This is a genomic window from Bacteroides sp. MSK.20.82 (assembly GCF_019052485.1).
GTDB classification, from domain to species: Bacteria; Bacteroidota; Bacteroidia; order Bacteroidales; family Bacteroidaceae; genus Bacteroides; species Bacteroides thetaiotaomicron.
The window spans coordinates 1-23,995 of sequence record NZ_JAHQUN010000007.1 but is presented as its reverse complement, the minus strand read 5'-3'; the positions used below and the strand labels follow the sequence as shown (position 1 = coordinate 23,995).

At 41.5% G+C, this 23,995-nt stretch carries 18 protein-coding genes; 7 read left to right on the top strand and 11 right to left on the bottom strand.

The window, feature by feature from the left end:
- Nucleotides 1-9: 9 nt before the first annotated feature.
- The 5 genes from KTR07_RS08760 (at nt 10) to KTR07_RS08740 (ending at nt 5,299) form a co-directional block, all read left to right on the top strand.
- Complete coding sequence (locus KTR07_RS08760; RefSeq protein ID WP_070750365.1) at nt 10-2,001, top strand: YncE family protein; 1,992 nt, start codon at nt 10-12, stop codon at nt 1,999-2,001.
- Between the two features lie 36 nt (nt 2,002-2,037).
- The gene (locus KTR07_RS08755; RefSeq protein WP_055221348.1) at nt 2,038-2,841 is read left to right on the top strand and encodes a DUF4465 domain-containing protein; all 804 of its coding nucleotides are present in this window, start codon (nt 2,038-2,040) and stop codon (nt 2,839-2,841) included.
- 430 nt (nt 2,842-3,271) lie between these two features.
- Nucleotides 3,272-4,651 carry a tryptophanase gene (locus tag KTR07_RS08750; RefSeq protein ID WP_070750364.1) on the top strand — a complete coding sequence of 460 codons (1,380 nt, stop codon included), beginning with the start codon at nt 3,272-3,274 and terminating at the stop codon, nt 4,649-4,651.
- A 112-nt stretch (nt 4,652-4,763) separates the two neighbouring features.
- Nucleotides 4,764-5,066, top strand: coding sequence for a GNAT family N-acetyltransferase (locus KTR07_RS08745; RefSeq protein WP_061474042.1), 303 nt, complete (start codon nt 4,764-4,766; stop codon nt 5,064-5,066).
- Between the two features lie 8 nt (nt 5,067-5,074).
- Complete coding sequence (locus KTR07_RS08740; RefSeq protein ID WP_008764804.1) at nt 5,075-5,299, top strand: (4Fe-4S)-binding protein; 225 nt, start codon at nt 5,075-5,077, stop codon at nt 5,297-5,299.
- Between the two features lie 72 nt (nt 5,300-5,371).
- Here KTR07_RS08740 and KTR07_RS08735 read toward each other — a convergent pair whose 3' ends face one another.
- The 4 genes from KTR07_RS08735 to mutY form a co-directional block, all read right to left on the bottom strand.
- On the bottom strand, nt 5,372-6,007 hold the full coding sequence (locus KTR07_RS08735) for a 4'-phosphopantetheinyl transferase superfamily protein (RefSeq protein ID WP_062694815.1): 636 nt from the start codon (nt 6,005-6,007) through the stop codon (nt 5,372-5,374).
- Between the two features lie 65 nt (nt 6,008-6,072).
- The gene (locus KTR07_RS08730; protein WP_008762280.1) at nt 6,073-7,425 is read right to left on the bottom strand and encodes a gliding motility-associated protein GldE; all 1,353 of its coding nucleotides are present in this window, start codon (nt 7,423-7,425) and stop codon (nt 6,073-6,075) included.
- A 74-nt stretch (nt 7,426-7,499) separates the two neighbouring features.
- The gene (locus tag KTR07_RS08725) at nt 7,500-7,976 is read right to left on the bottom strand and encodes a single-stranded DNA-binding protein (protein ID WP_008762279.1); all 477 of its coding nucleotides are present in this window, start codon (nt 7,974-7,976) and stop codon (nt 7,500-7,502) included.
- A gap of 158 nt (nt 7,977-8,134) precedes the next feature.
- The gene (gene mutY / locus KTR07_RS08720; protein WP_008764802.1) at nt 8,135-9,181 is read right to left on the bottom strand and encodes an A/G-specific adenine glycosylase; all 1,047 of its coding nucleotides are present in this window, start codon (nt 9,179-9,181) and stop codon (nt 8,135-8,137) included.
- 209 nt (nt 9,182-9,390) lie between these two features.
- Here mutY and KTR07_RS08715 point away from each other — a divergent pair, with 209 nt between their 5' ends.
- Nucleotides 9,391-9,666 carry an HU family DNA-binding protein gene (locus KTR07_RS08715; protein WP_008762277.1) on the top strand — a complete coding sequence of 92 codons (276 nt, stop codon included), beginning with the start codon at nt 9,391-9,393 and terminating at the stop codon, nt 9,664-9,666.
- A gap of 282 nt (nt 9,667-9,948) precedes the next feature.
- A complete protein-coding gene (locus KTR07_RS08710) occupies nt 9,949-11,523 on the top strand; it encodes an Rne/Rng family ribonuclease (RefSeq protein WP_008762276.1) in 1,575 nt (524 codons plus the stop codon).
- A 327-nt stretch (nt 11,524-11,850) separates the two neighbouring features.
- On the opposite strand, the gene KTR07_RS08705 is transcribed toward KTR07_RS08710, so the two are convergent.
- From KTR07_RS08705 to KTR07_RS08675, 7 genes are all read right to left on the bottom strand, one after another.
- A complete protein-coding gene (locus tag KTR07_RS08705; RefSeq protein ID WP_008764801.1) occupies nt 11,851-12,942 on the bottom strand; it encodes an OmpA family protein in 1,092 nt (363 codons plus the stop codon).
- 77 nt (nt 12,943-13,019) lie between these two features.
- Complete coding sequence (locus KTR07_RS08700) at nt 13,020-15,857, bottom strand: hypothetical protein (RefSeq protein ID WP_008762274.1); 2,838 nt, start codon at nt 15,855-15,857, stop codon at nt 13,020-13,022.
- Between the two features lie 492 nt (nt 15,858-16,349).
- Complete coding sequence (locus KTR07_RS08695) at nt 16,350-17,288, bottom strand: site-specific integrase (protein WP_050547408.1); 939 nt, start codon at nt 17,286-17,288, stop codon at nt 16,350-16,352.
- A 626-nt stretch (nt 17,289-17,914) separates the two neighbouring features.
- Nucleotides 17,915-19,003 carry an OmpA family protein gene (locus tag KTR07_RS08690; protein ID WP_008764800.1) on the bottom strand — a complete coding sequence of 363 codons (1,089 nt, stop codon included), beginning with the start codon at nt 19,001-19,003 and terminating at the stop codon, nt 17,915-17,917.
- Between the two features lie 61 nt (nt 19,004-19,064).
- Nucleotides 19,065-19,556, bottom strand: a complete 492-nt coding sequence (locus KTR07_RS08685; RefSeq protein WP_008764799.1) for a hypothetical protein — start codon at nt 19,554-19,556, stop codon at nt 19,065-19,067.
- Nucleotides 19,557-19,642: 86 nt separating this feature from the next.
- Nucleotides 19,643-22,813: a hypothetical protein gene (locus KTR07_RS08680; protein ID WP_016267123.1), complete on the bottom strand. Its 3,171-nt coding sequence runs from the start codon at nt 22,811-22,813 to the stop codon at nt 19,643-19,645.
- Nucleotides 22,814-23,306: 493 nt separating this feature from the next.
- Nucleotides 23,307-23,995 (bottom strand): tyrosine-type recombinase/integrase (locus tag KTR07_RS08675; protein WP_217315342.1); only part of this gene is annotated, 689 nt, incomplete at its 5' end.

Below are 23,995 nucleotides of genomic sequence, written 5' to 3'. Positions count from 1 at the left end.
GTATTAGGTATGCAGAAAGGTCTTTTATATAATATGTTGCTACGGTTGGGGAAGTGTTTTTTTCTTTTCCCACTCTTCTTTATCGCTTGCGATGATCTGGAAGATAAGCCAAGTATTGTACCCGAAAGCAATGGGGATGTATTCGAAACCGGAACAGCGGAGATGTACATATTAAGCGAAGGACTGTTCAATCAGAATAATAGTTCGCTCGCTCGTTATTCTTTCAATCGGCAAAGATGTACGAACAACTACTTTAGTGCAAACAATCAGCGGGGATTGGGAGATACAGCCAATGACATAGCGATCTATGGAAATAAGATTTATGTGGTGGTCAGTGTGTCGAGCACCGTAGAGGTGATTGACTTTCCTACGGGCAAATCCATCCGGCAGATCAGTCTATTGCGCGACAATGGCAGTTCACGTCAGCCCCGTGCGATAGCGTTTGATAAGGATAAGGCATATGTATGTTCCTATGACGGTACAGTCGCAAGGATTGACACCACTTCTCTGGAGATCGAAGAGATTGTCACAGTCGGAAGAAATGCGGAGGATATCTGCGTACAAAACGGGAAATTGTATGTATCCAATTCCGGCGGACTGGATTATTCGGGGCCGGGCGTAGACACTACCGTATCAGTGATTGACATAACGACTTTCAAGGAGACAAAGAAAATAGAAGTCGGACCGAATCCGGGAAAAATACTTCCGGGGCTGGAAGAAGCCGTGTATGTAGTCACACGGGGAACTGACATTGAAGCCGGAGACTATCATCTGGTCAAAATCGACAGCCGGACGGATGCGGTCGCCACTACGTATGATGAAAAAGTACTGAGTTTTGCCATCGACGGCCCCATCGCTTATCTATATACTTACGACTATCAGACTAAAGATTCCGTCATCAAAGTATTTGACCTGAATGCAGGAACCGTCATACGGGATAACTTTATCACAGACGGAACGGCTATACAAACGCCTTTCAGCATTCAACTGAATCCTTTCAGCGGGAATATATATATCACGGAAGCTTACAATTATACAGTCAAAGGAGATGTCCTTTGCTTCAACCAACAAGGGCAACTTCAATATCGGCTGAATGATATCGGCTTAAATCCTAATACAGTAGTATTTAGCGACAAGGCTTCACAAAACGAGGCAGGCGATACACCGGAAGATCCGAATGCGCCTACCGCCTTTGCCAACAAAGTATTCGAATACATCCCTGCCCCCGGACAGTTCATTAATACAACAACCTCCGCTTACGAAGACGGCTTCTCTGCCGAACAGGTTCTGGAACGTGCAACGGAGAAATTAAAGAAGAAGTCTGTTATTTCTTTAGGTGGATTCGGAGGAACGATCACGGTCGGCTTCCATCAGTCAATCCGTAATAGTAAAGGCGAATATGACTTTAGAATTTTAGGCAATGCCTCGTACAATCAGAATACCGGTACGGGAGCTTTGGGAGGAAGTGCCGAACCGGGCATTGTCTTAGTATCCAAAGATGAAAATGGCAATGGATTACCGGACGATGAATGGTATGAACTAGCAGGAAGCGAATATGGGAAAGATACGGAAACCCGTAATTATGAAATAACCTATTATCGTCCTCAACCTGCCAGTGGTGATGTTCGCTGGACAGACAATCAAGGAGGAGAAGGGTTCGTCTATCGCAACAGTTACCATCAACAGGATTCCTACTATCCCAATTGGATAGAAGAAGATGAAATTACTTTCCGTGGAACACGCTTGAAAGACAATGCAATAAATGAAGGAGGTACCTGGGTAGGATACTGTTATCCTTGGGGATATGCGGATAATCATCCTTATAATTCAGAATTTTGTCAATTTAAAATAGACTGGGCAGTAGATAAAAAAGGGATACCAGTAATACTAGATAAAATAGATTTTATAAAAATATATACTGCAATAAATCAAAATACAGGTTGGACAGGAGAAATCTCCACGGAAGTCATGACAGTAGAGGATTTACATTTCGAGAACTAATCAATAAAACAATTAATAATTTAAATGAAAGCAAAAATGAAAAAGTTATCTTTATTCTTACTGGTATCAGTATTCGCTTTTTGTGGATGCAGCGATGACGACGATGCAAAAACGTATGTGCTAAGTTTACCTAATTACGAGACCCATACTCTGGATTTAGGTGACACGAAAAATCCTGTAGACCAATGGTCAACTAGTTATGAATACGAAGGGCAGACCTATATTACTAACTACTTCCAAACACTGCTTACCGACAATAATAAGATATTCGAATTTGACTGCGTCTCATCCGATGCTTATGGATTTGGAAGCGATAGTTTTGCATTCACCAATTGCACAGTCAACGACTGTCCTAATTTCTCCCTTTATGATTATCGTGCCATAACTAAAAAAGGAGTGAATAATAACACATATGTTATCGTTGGTGCATCCGGATATAAAGTAGGTGCTAATAGCGATAAAGAAGTTGCTATTCGATTCAAGGATAGTGAAAATAAGAACAAAACGGAAGACTACCATATAAAAGGCTTATATGTAACGAATTGTGTATATACATACAACAGCATGAAAGAAGGTAGTTCTATGTTTAGCGGTCTCGACAAATTTGATAAGAATGACTCATTCAAGTTAACAATATACAATCTAAATAAAACTCAGAAAGTTGAATGTTATTTAGCTGAAGGCACAAATTTCGTAACAACATGGAAATGGGTAGATCTTACTTCATTGGGAGAAACTGATGGATTGAAGTTCGAATTGACTACAACTAAAAAGAATGACTATGGTCCGATGACTCCTTCTTATTTCTGCCTTGACGGTATCACCCTCATCGAAGACTAGTATCAGACCTTGAGTCAAACAGAGGCTCCAATTGTTCCAAACAGACCTTCTGTTTGACTCAAACAGAGCCTCTGATTGTCCTAAACAGAGTGTTCGTTTGACTTAAACAAACTACCTGCTTACTCCCAACCAACCTGTCGATTGCAAACGATTACTCCTAATAATCACATTCAATCGACCGTACAATTTCAAAGAATATGTGCCAAAAGCTAGCAGTAGTCCCACCGTGGAAATAACTTTGGCTTTTGGCACATATTCATTATACACCGAAGTTATACATTTCTTCATCCTCCCATCCTATACTCTCCTCTCTCCCGTTTTCTCTAAAACCATTTTCTCCTATCTACACCTTTACAAAAAGTCATCAAAAACTTGTCTATCTCATCTATATTCAGTATTTTAGTCGGATAAAAATCTAAAATCGAGGACAATGGAATTACCTTTTGCTGAATCATGGAAAATCAAGATGGTAGAACCCATCAGAAAAAGTACCCGCGAAGAACGCGAGCAATGGATTAAAGAAGCACATTATAACGTCTTTCAACTCAAATCAGAGCAAGTTTACATCGATCTTATCACCGACTCCGGAACAGGAGCCATGAGCGACCGCCAATGGGCAGGCATGATGCTGGGTGATGAAAGTTATGCCGGTGCCACCTCCTTCTTCAAACTAAAAGATACCATTACGAGAATAACAGGATTCGAATACATCATTCCTACCCATCAGGGACGGGCGGCAGAAAATGTTCTTTTCTCTTATCTGGTACATGAAGGCAATATAGTGCCCGGCAACTCGCATTTCGACACCACCAAAGGACACATCGAAGGACGGCACGCCATCGCACTGGACTGTACGATTGACGAAGCAAAGGATACTCAACTGGAAATTCCCTTCAAAGGAAATGTAGACCCTACCAAATTAGAGAAAGCACTAAGCGAATCTGCCGACCGCATTCCTTTTATCATTGTTACCATTACCAACAATACCGCAGGAGGTCAACCTGTATCCATGCAAAACCTGCGTGAAGTACGTGCCATCGCCGATAAATACAACAAACCTGTACTTTTCGACTCTGCCCGCTTTGCTGAGAATGCCTACTTCATCAAGATGCGTGAAAAAGGTTATCAAGACAAGTCAATCAAAGAAATCACCCGTGAAATGTTCGATCTCGCCGACGGTATGACAATGAGTGCCAAGAAAGACGGCATAGTCAACATGGGCGGTTTCATTGCCACCCGACGCAAAGAATGGTATGAAGGTGCCAAAGGTTTCTGCGTGCAATACGAAGGATACTTAACCTACGGCGGCATGAACGGACGGGACATGAATGCCCTCGCTATCGGTCTTGACGAAAATACAGAATTTGATAACCTGGAAACACGTATCAAACAGGTAGAATACCTCGCCCAGAAACTGGACGAATACGAAATCCCCTATCAACGACCTGCCGGCGGCCATGCTATTTTCGTCGATGCTTCCAAAGTGCTGACACATGTCCCGAAAGAAGAATTTCCCGCACAGACATTAACCGTCGAGCTTTATCTGGAGGCAGGCATACGCGGCTGCGAGATTGGTTACATCCTTGCCGACCGTGACCCTATCACTCACGAAAATCGCTTTAACGGCCTTGATTTACTTCGCCTCGCCATCCCTCGCAGGGTATATACGGACAATCACATGAACGTAATAGCTGCCGCCCTCAGAAACGTATTCGAACGGAGAGAAACGATCACCCGTGGTGTGCGCATCGCTTGGGAAGCCCCCTTGATGCGGCATTTCACCGTTCAGTTAGAACGGTTGTCCGTATAACAGGCAGATAACAAGACGGATGGCAATGACCTTGTAAGCTAGCGGAAAATTCTTTATAAACAAAATCAATCCTCAAGTGTTTATATTATAATCAAACTTAATACGTAAAATTATGGCAGAAGATTATAAATTAATCGATAATGAGGAGAAACATCGGTATGAATTTCAGATCGATGACAAGATAGCCGAGATAGACTATATCAAATCAAACAATGGAGAAATCTACCTTGTACATACCGAAGTCCCCGCTTCCCTTGGAGGAAGAGGAGTCGGTTCACAGCTTGCAGAAAAGGTATTGGCGGATATCGAACGACAAGGTTTACGCTTAGTTCCACTTTGTCCGTTTGTAGCCGGATACATTCATAAACATCCGGAATGGAAGAGAATTGTAATGCGTGGCATTCATATTAAATAAGTATAGATATGGGAAAAAAAGTTGAATATACCAATGGCGAACTAACCATTGTATGGCAGCCGGAAATGTGCCAGCATGCAGGAATCTGCGTAAAGATGTTACCCAATGTTTACCACCCGAAAGAGAGGCCGTGGGTACAAATCGAGAATGCGACAACGGAAGAGCTAATTGCACAGATCAGTAAATGTCCGTCGGGAGCATTAAGCTACAGACTGAACAAGAAAGATAAGTAACCAAAGATAAGCGGTGAATAATGGTGGACTATTCCACTCATTATTCACCGCTTATCAATATGCAAAGATGCTTCAAATAGTGACAGTCCACGTCAAAACAAAGTCCGGACAAATATGGTAACCGACGGTGAATAATTGCTGCCGTTCCGTTGCATACTCCCGCACCTGGAATACTCCTTCGCTCTGAGGAATGAAATGTGATAAACAAAGTTTCCGAAGATCAGCGTCAGCATTTTCCATTGATTTGAAGATTGTCTCCTTTGCCGACCAATGCAACAGCATACTCCAAGTCTCATCTCCCTGATAAGGTTCTACTCGCTCGTCGGAACGGATAAAACGATCGTACACTCTTTTCACACGCTGTCCATATTGCTCAATATCAATGCCTACAGGAGCTACGGAACTAAGTATCACAGCTACATACCCCTTTGTATGCGAAATACTGATAAAAGAAGAATTGTCTGTCAAATGCGGCTTTCCTTCCGATGAATATCCTATCTCTTTATCTTCCTGCAACATGGAATATAGCAGCACACGGACAGACAACCATTCCAGTTTCCTTCGGTCCGAAGTAAAACGCTGCATTTCCTGCTCACAAGAAACTCTTCGGGTATCGGGCAGAAGACTAAACAGTGTATCCAAAGATTCCTCCATCTTCCAGACAGCCCACTGCATATCAACCGTCTTATGTTGCAGAAATAATCCCATCGTTTTTGGTTTATAATTTCTTCTCCGATTATAGTTTCTCCGCCCGAACAGGTCTTATCTACTCATCACTCCTTACTCTCCGACTCATCCATCTCCTTCGGAAGAATCGTGAACTTAACCTTCAGAATACGGCGGCTATCCATCTCCAGCACCTCAAACTCATAATTGTGATAAGTCACCTTCTCATGCAATGCCGGAAACTCACCTTTTATTTCGAGCAGCATGCCTGCCAGCGTATCAGCGTCACCTACTACCTTTTCAAATTCATCTTCATCGACTTTCGCAATCTTATAGAAGTCAGTCAACTGTGTCTTTGCTTCAAATATCCATGTATGATCATTCAGCACAACATATGTGCGCTCTTCATCGTCATATTCATCATGAATCTCGCCTACGATTTCTTCGATAATATCCTCCATTGTCACCAGTCCGGAAGTACCTCCAAACTCATCCACCACAATGGCAATATGTATCTTATTCGCTTGAAAATCACGAAGCAGATCATCAATCATCTTCGTCTCCGGCACAAAATAAGCAGGGCGGATCAATGATTGCCAACGGAAATTATCTCCCTTATTGACATGTGGCAGAAGGTCCTTGATATATAGCACACCCTTGATATTATCCCGCGAACCGGAATAAATAGGGATACGTGAATAAGCATTTTCAATGATACACTGCATCACTTCTTTGAAAGGGGTACGGACATCCAGATCGACCATATCAAGACGAGATGTCATCACCTCTTTCACAGTCTCACCACCGAAGCGGATAATTCCTTCCAAAATATTATTTTCCTCAGAAATTTCAGCTTTGTCCGTCAATTCCAATGCATGAGAAAGTTCATCCACAGAAATATTATGATTCTTCTTGGCAAAGTGCTTATTCAGAAAAGTGGTAGAACGCACCAGCATAGAAGCAACCGGATGAAACAGTTTTTCCAGAAAATAGATGCCCGGAGCGGAGAAACGGCAAAATGCCAATGTCTTTTGTGCTGAATAAATCTTCGGCATGATCTCTCCGAACAACAATAACAGGAAAGTCAGGATTACAGTCAGTATAATGAACTCCGCCAATGGAGAGTGAAACACGAATACATTCATGAAGAAGAAGTTGCAGAGCATGATAATGGTCACATTCACAAAATTGTTAGTGATCAGTATCGTAGCCAGAAGCCGTTCGGAATCTCCAAGGAGTGCGCTGATCTTTTCGTCAGCAGGATGATTGTGTTCGTCAATATCATTCAAGTCCGAAGGAGAGAGTGAGAAAAAAGCTATTTCAGAAGCCGAAGCAAAGCCGGAAGCAAGCAGGAGCACACCTGCCAGTACTATGGCGATAATAGCAGAGATTGAAGGAGTGTTTACGGTAATACCGTTGAAAATTTCAGCCAATTGGCTTAAATAACCATCTGAGTCCAAAGAGTATGTATTTTAGTTAAACAAAAGATAATGTGCCAATCAGCCATCAGCCTATTGACACATTATCACAGTATCTAAAACGGCAAGTCATCTGCCGGATTATCTTGTATCGGCTGTGCCTGTGACGGCTGCGCCTGTTGTTGCGGCTGTTGCATCTGCTGCGGCTGCTGAGCCTGTGTTGCAGATGGTTGAGGAGCTCCCGCACCTGTATTAGCCCCTTTCGGAGACAACATTTCCATATTGTCCACAAAAATCTCAGTGATATAACGCATAGCGCCCGACTGATCACTATATGAACGGGTTCTTATTTTCCCCTCCAGATACAGTTTGTCACCTTTGTGCACATATTTGTCCACAATCTCAGCCAAACGGTTGGATGCAACAATATTATGCCATTCCGTTCTTTCGGGAATCTGGGTTCCATTGGCCAATGTATAGCCACGATCAGTAGTAGCCAAAGGGAAAGTTGCCACTGCCGAACCTGTATCGAAATATTTCACCCTAGGATCTTGTCCTACGTTTCCTATCAATATCACTTTATTTACTGACATACATGTATCAAGTTTATGATTCTATTATTTAAATCTGCTGCCAAAATTAAACAGAATAACAATAGTATGCAAGTATTTTAAGTAATAAGTAGGTAATAAGTAATAGGTAATAGGTATTAACCATTCGGTTTATAGCGCAGCTTATTACCTATTACTTATTACCTATTACTTATTACCTGAATTAAAGTCTGCACCAACTTGGAAATCGCATACTTGTCCAATTCCTCCAATCGTATTCTCTGAAAGTTAGCGAAGGACTTCGTGTCTTCGGGCAAAGCCACTTCATACAGGTTGGCATAGATGACCCGATGTGACAACACGTGCTTCACACCCCGGCAGACTAAGCGTATCACCGGATTCTCACCCGATGCTATTAATGACCTAAATTCCGGCAATGCAAGAAACTCCTCTTCGGACAAAGCAACCGGAGTTTCTATCAGTGGCAGTTCAAACAAGTTCTTCCATATATCGTTTGCCGTCCGCTTATTTATATAGGTATGCGCGCCCGCACGTACATAGATATAATTAAAGTAACGGTTCGTCGTCTTTGTCTTGTGTTGTTTCACCGGAAGCTGAGTCACCCTTCCTGTTGAAAGTGCCGAACAACTATCCGCCAACGGGCAAAACAAACAATCGGGTGACTGTGGAGTACACTGTATCGCTCCGAAGTCCATAATACCCTGATTATAAAGAGCCGGCTGTTTCTTATCCAGCATTTCATCCGCCAGAGCAGCAAACAGTTTCTTTCCTTCCGTCGAGTCAATCGGAGTATCAATGCCAAAATAACGGGAAAGTACCCGATACACATTTCCGTCTACCACCGCATAAGGCATACCGTAGGCAAAAGAACAGATAGCTGCCGCCGTATACTCCCCTACTCCTTTCAGCGCCAGCACTTCGGGGTATGTTTCCGGAAAAACTCCATTCATACTTTTGGCCGCAGCATGCAGGTTGCGGGCACGAGAATAATATCCCAGTCCCTGCCAGTATTTCATCACCTCATCCTCGTCAGCGTCTGCCAATGCCTTCACATCAGGAAAACGTTTGATAAACCGGAGAAAGTAATCATATCCCTGCGCCACCCGTGTCTGCTGGAGAATAATCTCCGATATCCAGATCCGATACGGGTCCGACGATTCTCTCCAAGGCAAATCACGCTTGTATTCTTTATACCATTCAACTATAGCCTCACTAAAAATATTCATTCCTGATTTCGATCTATCATCTAACATTTATCTCGTATATACTATCCAAAAGCAGTACAAAAGTAACTCTTTTGTCTCTAAGAAAACTTAATGCCTCCACTTTTTTAGAAAAATGTGCAGAATATATTTTTTTAGGAGACCAAAAAGCTATATATTTGCAGTCCAAAAAATTAGCAAGAACCTAGTAATAATATTTTTTTTAAGGAAAAATGACTAAAGCAGATATTGTAAACGAGATTACAAAGAAAACCGGTATTGATAAGACAACAGTTCTTACAACAGTTGAAGCATTTATGGAAGCTGTTAAAGACTCATTGTCTAACGATGAGAATGTATACCTTCGCGGGTTTGGTAGCTTCGTAGTTAAGAAAAGAGCTCAAAAGACAGCTCGTAATATTTCTAAGAATACTACTATCATCATTCCAGAGCACAACATTCCGGCCTTCAAACCGGCTAAGACATTTACAATTTCAGTAAAGAAATAATAAACAAGAGTATTAACCCATAAAATGTGAAGCTATGCCAAGCGGAAAAAAGAAAAAAAGACATAAAATGTCTACGCACAAGCGTAAAAAAAGACTAAGAAAGAACAGACATAAAAGCAAAAAATAATTTTTAAGTCTGATCAAACAGAATAAAGAACAAACTTGCGAAGCTACATGTCTTTCAAGTTTGTTCTTTGTTTAAGTAGCTAACCCTAAATGAACATTTTGTCAAAAAAGTTGTTCATATAAATGAGATTCAATCAATAATAAGAAAGCAAAACAGTGACAAGTGAAATTGTAATAGACGTACAGCCCAAAGAGGTCTCCATCGCCCTTCTCGAAGACAAGAGTCTGGTGGAACTTCAAAGCGAAGGAAGAAACATTTCTTTCTCAGTGGGCAATATGTATTTGGGACGTATCAAGAAATTGATGCCCGGACTGAATGCATGCTTTGTAGACGTCGGTTACGAGAAAGACGCTTTTCTTCATTATCTTGACCTGGGTCCTCAATTTAACTCACTCGAAAAGTTTGTAAAGCAGACTTTAAGCGACAAAAAGAAGCTGAACTCCATCAGTAAAGCAACCCTACTTCCTGACCTGGACAAGGATGGCACAGTGGCCAATACATTAAAGGTCGGACAAGAAGTGGTGGTGCAAATCGTTAAGGAGCCTATCTCTACCAAGGGACCGCGACTGACGTCCGAAATTTCGTTTGCCGGACGCTATCTGGTACTGATCCCTTTTAATGATAAGGTTTCCGTTTCGCAAAAGATTAAATCGAGCGAAGAACGTGCCCGCCTGAAACAACTGTTGATGAGCATCAAACCGAAAAACTTCGGTGTGATTGTCCGCACAGTGGCCGAAGGCAAACGCGTGGCCGAACTCGACGGAGAGCTTAAAGTCCTGATCAAGCATTGGGAAGATGCAATGGCGAAAGTACAGAAAGCCACCAAGTATCCGACGTTGATTTATGAAGAGACCAGCCGCGCCGTAGGTTTGTTGCGCGACCTCTTCAACCCTTCTTTTGAGAATATTCACGTCAACGACGAGGCTGTGTACAATGAAATCAAAGACTACGTGACACTGATCGCACCCGACCGGGCAAACATCGTGAAACTGTACAAAGGCCAGCTTCCCATTTACGACAATTTCGGTATCACCAAGCAGATTAAATCATCGTTTGGTAAAACAGTCTCTTACAAGAGTGGTGCCTATCTGATTATTGAGCACACTGAGGCGCTTCACGTAGTAGACGTGAACAGCGGTAACCGCACCAAGAATGCCAACGGGCAGGAAGGTAACGCACTCGAAGTAAATCTGGGAGCCGCCGACGAACTGGCTCGCCAACTGCGATTAAGAGATATGGGTGGTATCATCGTCGTGGACTTCATCGATATGAATGAAGCCGAAAACCGTCAGAAGCTTTATGAACGAATGTGTGCCAACATGCAGAAAGACAGGGCACGGCATAATATTCTGCCGCTCAGCAAATTCGGGCTGATGCAGATTACCCGCCAACGCGTGCGTCCGGCAATGGACGTCAACACGACCGAAATCTGCCCTACCTGCTTCGGAAAAGGTACTATCAAATCGTCCATTCTCTTTACGGACACTTTAGAGAGTAAAATTGATTATCTGGTCAACAAACTGAAGGTAAAGAAATTCTCGTTACACGTCCATCCGTATGTCGCCGCCTTCATCAATCAGGGACTCGTTTCCCTCAGACGGAAGTGGCAGATGAAATACGGATTCGGTATCAAGATCATTCCAAGTCAGAAACTCGCTTTCCTGCAATATGTGTTCTACGATACACATGGAGAGGAAATCGATATGAAGGAGGAAATCGAGATTAAATAACAGAAAAGGCGGCCCATTCAGTATGAGTCGCCTTTTTGTATAAAAGAGGATGTCCGTGGGAAAAAGGGAGACATCCTCCAACAGGAAATAGGTAAGAGAAAGGAGTACTTTCGCAAGCACCACCTTTCCAACTATTCCCCAATGTAATCTTCACATTTAAGTGAAGAAAGGGTTATTATTGCAGAAGTACGGACTTTCACAAGTACGGACCTCTTAAGATTCTCAGAGAGAACACCTTATATAAATGATATATATAAAGAAGTGGGGAAAACTCTCTCATGAGAAATAGGGAAATTTTAAATTCTTAATAGCCTTTGTGTGCCATATTTACTCAGCAATACAGATACTTACCCGATTTTCTTCAGGAGTATTATATGGCTGAACAGTATCACCTTTATAAGCAACTGTAATTCTATCGGCAGCAATACCTTTTGCTTTCAAAGCTTCCACTACATTATTCGCACGTTTTTCCGATAATTTGCTGTTGATTCTGGCATTACCAGTTCCTTTGTCTGCATATCCTGTCACGCTCACTTTAGCAGTAGCATTCTTCTCTAAATATTCTACCAGAGAAGCAATCTTGGCTTGCTGATCGTCCTGAATCTTTGCAGAGTTTATGGCAAAGAAAATATTCTGCTTCAACGGTTCAATCACCACTTCCTTTTTGGGTTGCGGTTGTTCTACTACAGGAGCCGGTTTGGGTTGTTCCGTCACTACCGGTTCCGGTTCGTAATAGACCGGAGCGGTTTTAGTGTAGCTTTTACCCAGTCTGATACTTACACCGACAAGGGCATTCAGTTGCCAGTCACAGTTACCGGCCTTCTTGGAGTTGAACTTATCAGACAAGGCGTTGGCATTCGCTTCGATGTTAATAGACAAGCGGTCATTCAAACGAAGGTCGCAACCAAGACCGAAACGTCCGGCAACGAGAAACTTACCTTCCTGCCAGAGATATTCCATCTCATAAGTACGAGTATCGAGCGCATTTGCTTCGTCATTGTCAAAACCACGGTTCAGCCCTGCTCCGGCAAAAAGATAGCCATTGAACACACGCTTCGGATTGAAACCACAGAACAAAGTACTGAGATCCGCCATGATGTCTACATTTCCTTGCAGATATTTATATTGGTAGGTCTGTTGCGGATTCACCCATCCCCCCTTTGCCTGCCAGCCACTTACACCAACACGTGCACCGAATGCGGGAGCAAACTTATAACCGACATTAAGAGCTGCTGCCGGAGAAATAAGATCAGTGAATTTTGCTTCACCTACGGTATGGGCTGCTCCTATTTGTGCTTGAATGAACCAATGAGGTTTGAAAGAAATCTTTTCAGGTTCCTTGATACGCTGTTCCTGGGCGGAAATTGGCAATACACTGATAGCCATTATACCTATCAACAGTTTTCTTCTAATGCTCATAATTGATTAATTTACATTAAACATAAAGCGCCTCTCATTAGAGAGAAGCGCTTCATTATATTTAAGTTCAAAAAGAATTAGTTACCTAATGTCTTTTCAACCGGGATAATCACATAAGACTTAACTGTACCCCACTTGTAAGTGACAGTAACAGGTAATCTCAAGTTGAATGCACCGACAGCGTTACCATTGTTTGTATATGTAACGGTACCATAAGTATCCTTAGCAGGAGCTGCAGGAATAGGATTAACCGTAGTACCAGTTTGAGTAATTACCAGTTGTGAAGTAACCTCAGACAACTTCTTAGAATTGATATCGTTACCATTCAAGTCAGTAGTAATATTAGGTATATCAACTGTAATTAGCTCGATTCCATAATAACCGAAGTAGTTAGCTTTTACTGTTGTGCTGAATGCTTGGTTTCTCCAATCAGAGAAGCTCAACAGGTCGAGCATATTAACTGTAGAACCATTATCAACAGCATCTTGGAACTTACCTTCACCGGCAATTACATCAATCGGACGCAAGAAGTAAGCCATATATTCACCGTTAGTGATAGGCAACTCTAATGCACATTCACCGGTAGTTGCTTTAATGTTAATCCAAGCATAGAATCCGGCAGATGGAACTGAGTTGTGACTTGCAATATTCAACAGGTCTTTTGCAAAGTCTGTATTTTGATAAGTGACTACACCATCAGCATCAATCACTGCTACATTTTGAGTCGCAGCACCGGCAGTAGCTTTCAATGTCAAGCCATCATCACTAACTGATAATGTATATTCAGTACCGCTCAAACCTTTCTCTTTACGATTTACGTTCTTAGATGCAAAAATATACTTGTAAGCAGTAGCACCTGTGATAATAGGTTTGTTTCCTTCAAATGTGTTATCCAAGTCAACTGCAAATGCACAGTCATCAGTCAGAGTACCCGGAACAACTACATTCAGACGAACGTAAGTCTTATTAGCATCCCAGTATTCAGCGATCTTGTTAGAAGCAGGAATTGTAACAGCGGCAATTGCATTAACCTTAGTAGACAATGTGATAGTTACATCGCTGTAAGAATCTTCATAACCAGCTTTCGGTTTGTAAGTTACAACAGCCTTCAATGAGCCAACATCAGAAGTCTTCGCCAAAGCTAACTTCATATCGGCCTGAGAAATAGTCCACTTCAACAAGTCAGTTTGTGTAACTTCTCCAGCATCGGCAACCTCAGTAACCACACCATCGCCGGTATACAACGGATTGGCAGCTTCATAGATAGTCTTGAACATCTTATAGTCCATACCCAACTTGTTATAAACCTTCACATTCATTTGTTCAACTGTCAATGCGAATACTTTATCATCACATTGGTTAGTGAATGGATCAAATGTGAACGGAGCGTCAATAGCAGGAGCCTTATCTTTAGTGATCATCACTTTAATCCAACCTGTGCTGACCACTTTATTATTAGCTTTCGTATCCAACAGCTGAACACGTACCAATGGCTGACGACCTACGGCAGCATACGGAGTAGCTGTTTCATTAAACAATTTCGGATACAAAACCGAACCTGTCAATCTAGCGAAATCACTTTGGTTAGTCTGATTAGTACCATCAATATAAGCACACAAATGGAAATCATACTTCAAGCCTAATTTTGCCAGTTCCGCAGCAGACATAGTCAAATCTGTTTTATTAGCAGCCACGTCATCATAACAAGTGATAACTTTGTCAGCAAGATCGATACCGGTAGTTGAGTTATAAGCAACTTCATAGTCTGCGTCAGCCTTGATAGCATCATCTGCCTTACCAGAGGTTGTTCCATACAAGTGATGTTGTGCAGCAGCTGCAGCTTTTTTAGCCTTGTCACCCAAAATCACGTTTTCATAATCTGTTGCGTAGATAGCTCTATACTCATCAGTAATTGTATTACCAGCTTCTGTTTCTACACGGATAGCCAAAACAGTAATCTTAGAACTTGAGATAGCTTCAATCAACTCAGTAGTAGCCTTGAAGTAAACAGTCAAAACACCGTCTTTTACTTCATAGCTTTCAACTTCCGGATTAGAAGCAGCTGCTCTAGTTTTATTAATATACTCTTTATCTGCAGAAAGTACAGTGATCTTCTTAATCTGTTCTTTAGTTGCACTTGACGGATTCAGATAATAAGTACCCGCAATAACCGGACGAACATAAGAATTTGTAGTAGCTTTTTCCCATACTTCACCAGTAGCAGTAGCCGGATTACAGCTAGTGGTTTCACCCCAAGCTTTGTAAACGACTTTCAAAGCCTTCATTGAAGGAACGCCTCCCAGATAAGCATCCGGTTCGAAGCCAAAGCTTGTAATAGGCAACACATCACAGATCATCAAATTAACAGGTTCTGCATTACCATATTTAATAGCCCAGCCATAAGTTACGCCATCTGTAGTCATTTCTGTGATAGTCAGCGTACCTTGCTTAGGTATTGTAACCCCGGTAGCAACACCGTCATATTTTACAACGCCATCTTCACCAACAGTCAATTTGGTAGCATCAAACTTGGTATCAGTGTCAGTATCTGTAAAAGTAATAGTCTTAGTCTGTTTATTACCTTTGTCATCGGTCAAAGTAATAGTAGCTTTATTACCATCCTGAGATACATCCAAAGTGTACGTAGTATTCGTATCGTTATCAGGGATCGTATAAGTAGTAGGAGTCCCCGATTGATCTGTTACTGTCAATACACCATTAGCAAAGGATACCGATTTCACATAAGCCAATGCTCCGAACTTGGTATTCAAGTCAGCTAATGTTTTTTCGACTGCATCCACACGTTCGCTCAGACCATTGATGTCGTCATCGTAGTCTTTACAAGATGTAAATGTGCCCGTCGAAGACGCTAATAACGCTCCAAACAGGACTGCATTTAAAAACTTTTTGTTCATAATAAAAAAACTTTTAATTTATAAATTAAATAATAAAAATATAATCTCTCGATGTCGATTCAATAATCCCATGTGTTGTCCCCATTCATTTTTAGTGTAACCTCCTTTTCTTTTTTTGTTTTACCTGTGTCCATGCTCCATAGAGGATGAACAAGAAACTTACTCCCAATACTTTTTGCCCGTTACTTCATAGGTAACGGGCAAACCTTTGTCCTGGCTCTCATGAAGCCTTCTTTATGAAAAACTGTATGATTTAGTAATGAAACTTATTTACCCCTGCTTCAAAGAGGAGGCAGAGGGGAGGGAAATCTTTGAATATAATTAGAAGGTTATAAAGGTCTAATAAAAAGAAATCCGCCGTTTTATCGTGTTATTTCTCTTTTTTTAGTAGTTTATCAGAAAAAATATCTTTTTTGTTTGCATGTTTTCCAAAATATCTCCATCTTTGCAACGCTGTTTAGCTCCGTTACCTATGAAGTAACAGGCTTAAATTCAACACATTGCTATTGGAATTGAGCGCTTTATAAAATCCACCACCTTTTTATTGGCTTCATCTATTTTCTTATTCCGAAAAGGTTTGAGATACGTCTCGGTCACTGTGATCGAAGAGTGTCCCATAGCTTCAGAAATAACGCCCGGGTGAATTTCACAATAGTAAGCTGTCGTTGCCCATGTATGGCGGGCAGTATACGAACTAAGTTTATCCCCCAGTCCTAACATTTCACCTAGCAACATCAGTTGTCTATTGAAATTGCGGAGTGCCAACTGGTATTCATGATAAGCCTCCTTCGTCCCTTCCCGACTATTTAATAACGGAAATAAATAAGGAGATGACGTATCACGATTCATATACCTCTTTAATATAGCCATCGCTTCCGGAGTCAAAGTCACTGACAAAGGGCGCCCGGTCTTCCGCCTGCGGTAAGTAATCACATTGTCGTGCAAATCACTTTTACGCAAATAAGCAAGATCGACAAAAGGCAGACCACGAAGCAGAAACATCAAAACGAACAATTCCTGCGTACGACGCATGTCAGATGTCACAGCGGACGACTGCGGCAATTTGGTGAATACTTTCTGTATGTCTTCGGTATCCAATGCACGCTTACGGTCCGCACGGGTGCCGGTATATACAGAACGAAACAAATGCGGTACATAAACAGCCCCACGACAATCTACCGCACGATTATAGACCGCACGAAATGTGCGTAAATAGGTGGAAACAGTGTTCCAGCTACATCCCCGGCCACGAAGGTGAATCTCGAAGCCTTTTATCCACTCTGGGGTTACTTCATTGAACGTAAAATCCCCTTTCCCACGATAAGCAATGATGGCATTGAGACTGCTACGATAAACGTGCGCAGTACCAAAGTTTCCCCCCATCTGTAGTCCCTTGGCTACTTGCTTCATAAATGCTACTACTTTTAACATTTTAATCACTATTAAATAAATTACGCGATAAATATAAGAGTATTTTCGTAACCGAAGCCACCCAATACACATATATTCATTGATTTTAGAGCTGTATGGACAGTATGTTAATCAATGTTCGATCTGTATAATAACAAAAAGAAGGTGTGTCAAAAGTAACTAAATTTCCCTCCTTCAGGAAGGAGGGGTGGCTGAAAGCCGGGGTGGTAGGTGTACTTCACAGCTGAAGATCAATAGCTTATATATTCACCTACCACCTCCCCCTACGGGTACTCCTCCTTCCTGAAGGAGGAGAGTTTAGTTACTTTTAACTTTTGATACACGTACCTTCAGATACAAAAAAACAAAAGAGGATGCCTCCAGGGAAAAAAGGGCAGGCATCCTCCTTGGGGCAGAATAAGGTACACTTTCACAAGTATAATCTTATACTGTTACCCCCTGATACAATTTCTTCACATTCAAGTGAAGAAAGGGGTCTATTGTGGAAACACAGACTTTCACAAGCCCGCACTTCCTATTCATCTCATGTGAGGATTCTCGTACGAATACGAAAAATGTGGGAAAAAACACCTCACATGAGAATAGGGAATATCTTTTTTAAGAAAAGAGAGTTATAATCACAAATATTATTCCGCTATACAGATACATACACGGTTTTCTTCAGGTTTCTGATAAGGCTGCACCGTATCTCCCTTATAACCAATAACAATTCTATCAGCTACCACTCCTTTAGCTTTCAACATCTCAATCACATTCTTTGCACGTTTTTCCGACAAAGTCATATTGATATTCGGGTTACCGGTTTCCTTATCAGCATATCCTGTCACACTTACCTTGGCGGCAGAATGTTTCTCCAGATATTCTACTAAAGAACTAATCTTGGCTTGCTGATCGTCCTGAATCTTTGCAGAGTTTAAGGCAAAGAAGATATTCTGCTTCAACGGTTCAATCACCACTTCCTTTTTGGGTTGCGGTTGTTCTACTACAGGAGCCGGTTTGGGTTGTTCCGTCACTACCGGTTCCGGTTCGTAATAGACCGGGGCGGTTTTAGTGTAGCTTTTACCCAGTCTGATACTTACACCGACAAGGGCATTCAGTTGCCAGTCACAGTTACCGGCCTTCTTGGAGTTGAACTTATCAGACAAGGCGTTGGCATTCGCTTCGATATTGATAGACAGGCGGTCGTTTAGGCGAAAGTCGCAACCAAGGCCGAAACGTCCGGCAACGAGGAACTTACCTTCCTGCCAGAGATATTCCATCTCATAAGTACGGGTATCGAGCGCATTTGCTTCGTCATTGTCAAAACCACGGTTCAGTCCTACTCCACCAAAAAGATAGCCGTTGAACACACGCTTCGGATGGAAGCCACAGAACAAAGTACTGAGATCCGCCATGATGTCTACATTCCCTTGCAGGTATTTATACTGATAGTTCTGACGTGGATTGACCCATCCCCCCTTTGCCTGCCAGCCACTTACACCGACACGTGCGCCGAATGCGGGAGCAAACTTGTAACCGACATTAAGAGCAGCTGCCGGAGAAATAAGATCAGTAAATTCTCCTTCACCTACAGTATGTGCAGCTCCTATTTGTGCTTGAATAAACCAATGAGGTTTAAATATCGTTTTACTTTCTTCTTTGATACGTTGCTCCTGCGCAAATGCTATTGTAGTACTCAACGCATATACAGCAACTAATATTTTTTTTATATTCATAATCAAAACCTGTTTAAAAGTCTAAAAACCAATGACAACAGTACTCGTCACCATTCATCTACTACTTATCAGTAGCTTCCTTGGTAGCCTCTTTAACGGCAAGATACCAAACTCCGTCTATTTTCACCGGATTAAACATAAATCCAATTGTATTTGGCGTATGATCATCCGAACTAGTGTGCTTGAAAAACTCTATCTGAAACTTCACATCGTTATTATCCGTACTTGAAAAAGAATAATAATCCAATTTATAATCTACAACAGGAAAATACTTGAATTTTTTCCTCAGTTGTTGTTCCTTCTCAGCGGGAAGAGGTATCGCTTTTCCATCGCGCAAGATAAAAAGCATCTTCAGCGCTTCATCTATATTTCCGGCTTTCAATGTATCCATGCAACTGCGTGATATGGTAAGTACTTGCACCGTATCTTCAGCTGTCAACCCCATTAAGAATTCTTCTTTGGGAGTGAGCTGCTTCTTTTTTTCTCCGCATGAGAACAAGAAACAAGAAACGGCAACCAACACACATATATATAACAGATCTTTCTTTTTCATTCCGCCTTCAATTCTTATTGTGAAGGAGGGTGCACCAATGATCGGCGCACCCTCCTTATCAGTGTTTAGTAATGAAACCTTTACTATTAGTTACCCATTGTACTCTTAACTGTACAATCTACTGTAGTCTTCACAGTACCCCAAGTATAGGTGAACTCAACCGGGATGCGCAGTTCAAATGTCTGAACGTTGTTACCGTTGTTTACATACTTGATCTTACCCATAGCTGCAACAATTGCATCATATGTAGCTTGAGTACCACTTGCTTCAGTATTATAAGAAGAAAGATTTAAAGTAGCAGAAGTAACTTTATTACCATCTTTATCTGTCTGAGTCAATACGATTTTCTCTGTTTTGCTTGACAATAAAGTCTCTCCTAGCTTACCACCACTTAAGGTAGTTGTAGCATCTGCTATTTTCACTTCTACCTTATTCAATCCGTAGAATGCATACAACCAGCTGTTTGAATAGTCAGTTCCATCTACGAACTTAACATTACGCCAATCCTGGAAGTTGAACAACTTAGCGATATCCAGAGTAGAACCATTAGCATGAGCATCAACGAATTCTCCACCATCTGTACCTACTGCGTCGATAGGACGGAGGAAGTATGCATTGTATGTATTGTTCGTCAAAGACATTGCAATGTTGCAAGGACTGTATGCACAAATACCGATCTTAGCAAAATGCTTAGCAGCACTATGGCTATATGCATTCAACAACTTCTTAGAAGTATCATTGTTTTCATAAGTAATCTTACCGGTGTTCTGATCGATTGTTGCAATAACAGTTCCATTAGCATACAACTTCGTATTAGTGAATACACCTGCATCTACTTTCAAAGCATGATCGATCATGTTCTGAGCTGTAGCTTTATATGAACCGCCTGTAATACAAGGTGCTGTAGCATTATCTACTGACAATGTATACTTAGTTCCATCAACAGTCAATACATTCTGATCAGCGTCGAAGTAATACTTATAACCTCCGGCAGCGCCGTTTTGATTTGCAAATATTACATCAGTATAAGAAGCAAAGTTTGCAGGAGGAGTAAATGTAGGCATACCCTTTTCCCATACCTGGTTCAAGTCAACTACATAATTCAATGTATTGCCGTTATCTTGCGGATAAGGAACATTCAGACGAGTATTCTGACCATCCTTAGCAACGTCACCGTCACTGTACCAGTAGTTAGTCAACTTAGTAACAACAGTTCCCTGAGGTTTAGCGACAGCTATCTGCAAAGGCATGTAGATAGGAGCATGAGATGTAGTATTCAGCTTGCTGACATATCTTACATAAATAGTAGCTGTATGACCTGCCATTTCATAAATACCAGACTGTTCTGCAGTAGTCAAAGTCCAGTGAAGAACTGTATTTGTTGTACCAGTTTCATCCACCTTTTCTTTCACTGTTCCAATAACCTGTGCAATCGCAGCCGGAACGAATGACTTACCATCGGCTGATTTAGCAAACTGTTTGGCTACACCACTATCATCTACATCGAATTCATATAAAGCATCGAATTCATCCTTAGACTGAACAGCTGCTTTTTCAAGCAATTGATAAGAAATCTCAGACCATGTCAAGATAGCATCAGCCTCATCACATCCAAAGTTGTGAGTGCCTTTGTCGAATACACTTGTAACAATATCATCAACCTGTTTTGCAATTTCAATTTTAATGAATCCAGCCAAGACAACGCGGCCATCCGCATCTGTCACACGTACTCTAACCAACGGGCGTTTTCCTACAGAAGATACACCTTGCTCGTTAAGAGTCTCACCGGCAGAGTTTACAATACGCGGAGTAAGTACACCTTCTTTAATAGTGTTTGCATCTGCATATTTACTGTCAGAAGTTACATTTTGACCTGATGTATATTGAATGAACGCGAAGTCATACTTCAAACCATACTTAGCTTCATCTCCATAAGCCCAAACTTTATGAGTACCATCATTTTTTGTTGCTTCAGGCTGACCTTCACGATTATAGTGAATTGTCAACAGATTCTTCAAATCAATAAAGCTATTATAAGCAACTGTCAAAGTAGGAGCATGTGTGATAGCACCTTCTACAGTCTTGAACAACTCGTCCGGATTAGCAGATTCCTGGCAATCTTCAGCAGCTAAAGTAGCATCATTAAATGCAATAGCCTGAGGAGTAACCTTAGAAGCATAAAGCAATGCGTAATCAGATGTTACAGTTGTATCTGCCTGAGCATCACTTTTTGCTTTAACAATTGCCTGCAAAGCCAAGATAGAACCTTCGCCTCCTTGTTTGATGTCTTTTCCTATTGCTCTGAGTCCTACCGGAAGGATACCTTCATCAGCAGGTTTCATGTCAGCAACTTCAGGAAGAGCCACTGAAGCACGAGAAGAAATCACTTCAACATCTCTGGATACAAAAGACAAATCTTCCTTACTTACTTTTGCACTAGACGGATTCAAGTGATAATTAATATATTCAATCGGATTATATTGAGCTCCGGTACCACCTGTATAGTTCCATTCTTTCGAATCAGTAATTACTTTACACAGAACTTTCTCTGCTTGCTCATCTTCCCATTGAGTAGTAGCTGCAGTGCTTCCTGCCTTATATGTATAATCCAAATAAGGATATTCGATAGCTTCGATACCGTCTACAAACAAATCAGATTTGAAAACAAGACCTTTCAGAGTCAATACGTCATTCAAAGCAAATGTAACAGCCTGATCTTTGTACTTAATCGTATAGCCGATAACAACGCCCTCAGCGTTTTTCTTATCTTCAATACTAAGAACTCCGTCACCAGGTATAGTTACACCAGTTTCCTTACCATCATACATTACTTTGCCTGTCGTAGGATCCACTGTCAATTTAGAAGGATCAAAAGCATCAGGAATGGTTGGAGTTGTAGGAGCATCCGGGAATGTAATAGTACCGGACGAAACAACTTCACCGTCTTTCAACAGCGAAATTTTACCTTCCTTATCCACACTAATTGAATAAGTCGGCAAATTCTGTCCGATAGTATAAGACACACTGTTGTTCTCTCCATCTACCACAGTCAATTTTCCCGTAGCCGGATCATAAGTAACAGACTTTACAAAAGACCCAACTTTGGCCTGCAAATCTGAAAGACTTTTTGCGAGTTCATCGATTCTGCCGTTTACTGCATCGATGTCGTCGTCATAGTCTTTACAAGACGTAAATGTACCTGCAGAAGACGCCAACAGCGCCCCAAACACGACTACACTTAAAAACTTTTTGTTCATAATAAAAAAACTTTTAATTTATAAATTAAATAATAAAAATATAGTCTCGCATTGTTGATTTAAAACTCTCATGTGTTGTCCCCATTCATTTTCAGTATAACCTCCTTTTCTTTTTTGTTTTACTTGTGTTCATACTCCACAGGGGGATGAACAAGAAACTTACTCCCAATACTTTTTACCCGTTACTTTGTAGGTAACGGGAAAACCTTTGTACCTGCCCTGAGAGGGTAGATAATACTGAAAAATCATTTGTTGAATGCTGAAACATCTTTACCCCTGCTTCTAAGAGGCGGCAGAGGGGAGGGAAATCTATTATCTAAAATTAAAAGCTACAAAAGTTTAATGCTAAGAAATCCGCTGTTTTATCGTGTTATTTGTCTTTTTTTAGTTGTTTATCAGAAAAAATATCATTTTTGTTTGCATGTTTTCCAAAATATATCCATCTTTGCAACGCTATTCAGCTCCGTTACCTACAAAGTAACAGCACTAATAATCAAGCTATTAATCCAGTAACTATCCGTTTCACAAAATCCGTTACCAGTTGATTGGCTTCATCAATTTTCTTATTTCTAAAAGGTTTCAAATACGTCTCCGTTACCGTAATGGACGAATGCCCCATTGCTTCGGAAATAATACCCGGATGAATTTCGCAATAATAAGCTGTTGTTGCCCACGTATGGCGTGCCGTGTATGAGCTCAGCCTGTCGCCCAGCCCTAATAATTGCCCCAGCAACAACAGTTGCTGATTGAAGCTGCGCAATGCCAACTGGTATTCACGATACGCCTCCTTCGTCCCTTCACGGCTCTCCAAAAGAGAGAACAGATAAGGAGAAGAACTGTCACGGTTCATATACCTCTTTAATAAGACCATCGCTTCCCGAGTCAACGTTACTGACAGGGGACGACCGGTCTTCCGCCTGCGATAAGTGATCACATTGTCGTGCAAATCACTTTTACGCAAATAAGCAAGATCGACAAAAGGCAGACCACGGAGAAGAAACATCAGGACAAACAGTTCCTGTGTACGACGCATAGCAGGAGTCACGGCAGGAGACGAAGGTAATTTGGCAAAAACCTTCTGCATATCCTCATCACACAACGCCCGCTTACGGTCCGCACGCGTGCCGGTATATACAGAACGAAACAGATGCGGTACATAAACAGCCCCACGACAATCTACCG

What these genes read in the sequence shown, in the direction of transcription:
- KTR07_RS08690 (WP_008764800.1), bottom strand. Translation starts at nt 19,003, where the DNA reads ATGAATATAAAAAAAATATTAGTTGCTGTATATGCGTTGAGTACTACA.
- KTR07_RS08745 (WP_061474042.1), top strand. Translation starts at nt 4,764, where the DNA reads ATGGCAGAAGATTATAAATTAATCGATAATGAGGAGAAACATCGGTAT.
- KTR07_RS08680 (WP_016267123.1), bottom strand. Translation starts at nt 22,813, where the DNA reads ATGAACAAAAAGTTTTTAAGTGTAGTCGTGTTTGGGGCGCTGTTGGCG.
- KTR07_RS08750 (WP_070750364.1), top strand. Translation starts at nt 3,272, where the DNA reads ATGGAATTACCTTTTGCTGAATCATGGAAAATCAAGATGGTAGAACCC.
- KTR07_RS08695 (WP_050547408.1), bottom strand. Translation starts at nt 17,288, where the DNA reads ATGTTAAAAGTAGTAGCATTTATGAAGCAAGTAGCCAAGGGACTACAG.
- KTR07_RS08705 (WP_008764801.1), bottom strand. Translation starts at nt 12,942, where the DNA reads ATGAGCATTAGAAGAAAACTGTTGATAGGTATAATGGCTATCAGTGTA.
- KTR07_RS08685 (WP_008764799.1), bottom strand. Translation starts at nt 19,556, where the DNA reads ATGAAAAAGAAAGATCTGTTATATATATGTGTGTTGGTTGCCGTTTCT.
- KTR07_RS08725 (WP_008762279.1), bottom strand. Translation starts at nt 7,976, where the DNA reads ATGTCAGTAAATAAAGTGATATTGATAGGAAACGTAGGACAAGATCCT.
- KTR07_RS08755 (WP_055221348.1), top strand. Translation starts at nt 2,038, where the DNA reads ATGAAAAAGTTATCTTTATTCTTACTGGTATCAGTATTCGCTTTTTGT.
- KTR07_RS08760 (WP_070750365.1), top strand. Translation starts at nt 10, where the DNA reads ATGCAGAAAGGTCTTTTATATAATATGTTGCTACGGTTGGGGAAGTGT.
- KTR07_RS08735 (WP_062694815.1), bottom strand. Translation starts at nt 6,007, where the DNA reads ATGGGATTATTTCTGCAACATAAGACGGTTGATATGCAGTGGGCTGTC.
- KTR07_RS08740 (WP_008764804.1), top strand. Translation starts at nt 5,075, where the DNA reads ATGGGAAAAAAAGTTGAATATACCAATGGCGAACTAACCATTGTATGG.
- KTR07_RS08700 (WP_008762274.1), bottom strand. Translation starts at nt 15,857, where the DNA reads ATGAACAAAAAGTTTTTAAATGCAGTCCTGTTTGGAGCGTTATTAGCG.
- KTR07_RS08715 (WP_008762277.1), top strand. Translation starts at nt 9,391, where the DNA reads ATGACTAAAGCAGATATTGTAAACGAGATTACAAAGAAAACCGGTATT.
- mutY (WP_008764802.1), bottom strand. Translation starts at nt 9,181, where the DNA reads ATGAATATTTTTAGTGAGGCTATAGTTGAATGGTATAAAGAATACAAG.